The following is a 2,164-nucleotide window of genomic DNA, read 5'->3' as shown; positions in this document are numbered from 1 at the left end:
TATATTAAATTTAATAGTAGCAACGTTATCAACTTTAGTCCCAAAAAATAAAAAAACTTGGGTGTTTGGTAGTTGGTTCGGTAAGCAGTTTTCTGATAATTCGAAATACTTATACAATTATGTATCCCAATATGATGAAGATATTAATGTAATTTGGATTGGAAAAAATAAAAAGGTTATACATGACCTAAGAAACCAAGGTGTGAACGCATATTATTACAAAAGCCTTTTAGGGATTTACTATCAGGCAAGGGCTTCTGTTGTATTTTTTACTCACTCTGTGGGGGCAGACCTTAACCCTCTTTTTATAGGCTATACAACGTTTAGGGTGCAGTTATGGCATGGTATGGCTTTAAAAAAAATTGGTTTTGATAATGACAAAGTTATAAAAAGTACATCATTCTCTATTAAACATCCAAAGTTATATGAAATCATTTCAAATACTCGTAATGACATGATAATTTCAACGGGTAAGGAGTGTACAAAAGTTTTCTCCTCAGCATTTAGAGAGCCTTCAGATAAAATTTTTGAAACGGGCTTTCCAAGAAACGACGTGTTTACCAAACCGAGGAAAGTGAATCGAAAGTACCGAGCTATCTACATGCCAACTTTTCGTGATGTGGAGGCGCATGGTGGAGACTTATTTGAAAAATACCAATTTGATGCACAAGAAATTGATAAGTTATTAGTAGCCAATAGTATTGACTTATATATTAGGGTTCACCCAGCAAATTCACCCAGTGATTTGCTAAAGAAAGTTATTAGTGAATGTCAGTCAATACAACTGTTTACAGTACCTGATATTTATGAAGCCATTAATAGCTTTGATTGTTTAATAACTGATTACTCAAGTATTATGTTTGATTTTTCGCTGAGCGGTAGGAGTATGATTTTTGCTCCTTTTGATCTAAAGGATTACTTAGCAAGTAACAGAGACCTATATTTTGATTATGAAAGTATCATTCCTGCAAACGACTGTTACTTTAATTGGCCCACTTTAATAGGACGTTTAATTGAGGAAAAGAAAAATCAAACATTAAAAAATAAAGAGTTTTCATCCTTATTAAGCTTTCATGATGTTATAGAAACCAAAAAAGATAAGTATTCACTTAACGTATATGAAGCTGTTAAGCGTGCGATAAGCTTAAAGAATAATAAATAGCCACTTTTATAATACATTTTTTAGAAACAGTAGAAAGTAAAATTATATTTACTACTGCAGGAATGCTTAATGAAAAGTAAAGTTAATATTTTAATATTGAACTGGAATAGTGCCACAGAAGTGAATACTTTAGTTGAGTCAATTAGTTATTCACAAGAAGCAGATTTTCGTATCGTTTTAATACATAATGCTACTGCAGATGAAGCTGAGTTGTTAGCTATTCCAATGCAATTTCCAGCTATAGAGTTTCATATAGTCATTAACAAAAAAAACTTAGGGTATGCAGGGGGAAATAACGCAGGGTATGATTATCTTAAAAAAAATAATCTTGAGGGTGACCTAGTTATAATTAATCCTGATGTTACTGTTAGTAAAAATACGTTAGCAGAGCTACAAAGTGCGGCAGCTGAAAAAAAAGTAGCTTTAGTAATGTGTAGAACGCTTGATACCAATGGCTCTCACTTATACGATTTTATTCAATTAAAGGGTTTTATAAATAACTATAAAAAAACGGAGAAAGATATTGTTCAAACGGATTATGCCGCAGGGTCGTGTTTGTATGTTAAACGTACAGTTGTGGGTAGATATGGTTTATTTGATGCAAGTTTCTTCATGTATTGGGAGGAGGTTGATCTTTCTATGCGTTATAAGCAACTAGGCTACCGATCTATTTCTACCACAAAGACTATTATTGAAAGAGCCCCTAATTCATCAGAACGAAGTGCAAACGCTCTATATTACTCGCTTACAAATGCTAGAAAAATAAAGAAAAAGTATTTTTTAAAGGGTTATTACAAGTATATTTTTATGCTATATATTTCATCGGTCAAGTCTGATTTTAAATCATTTAGAACTTCTCAACAAAGGGCCTTTTTTAAAAGCTTATTTAATAGTTTGAGGAATTAAATGAGACTTTCTCTTAACTCCCATTTTGAAGTAAGCTTTATAACTTTTATTGTTTTACAAGGAATGTTCTTTAATTTCCAGTTTTACTTTATTGGT

The 2,164-nt window shown here is 31.8% G+C and carries 2 protein-coding genes; both read left to right on the top strand.

The window, feature by feature from the left end:
* Window positions 1–1,162, top strand: a 1,162-nt coding sequence (locus tag A9479_RS19370) for a CDP-glycerol glycerophosphotransferase family protein (protein WP_197487279.1), incomplete at its 5' end; no start/stop codon positions are given.
* 69 nt (window positions 1,163–1,231) lie between these two features.
* Window positions 1,232–2,068, top strand: coding sequence for a glycosyltransferase family 2 protein (locus tag A9479_RS19365; RefSeq protein WP_064664319.1), 837 nt, complete (start codon window positions 1,232–1,234; stop codon window positions 2,066–2,068).
* The last annotated feature ends 96 nt before the right edge of the window (window positions 2,069–2,164 follow it).

It is taken from the genome of Pseudoalteromonas sp. MQS005, from assembly GCF_001661605.1.
GTDB lineage: Bacteria > Pseudomonadota > Gammaproteobacteria > Enterobacterales > Alteromonadaceae > Pseudoalteromonas > Pseudoalteromonas tetraodonis.
This window is presented reverse-complemented; position numbering and strand designations above follow the sequence as displayed.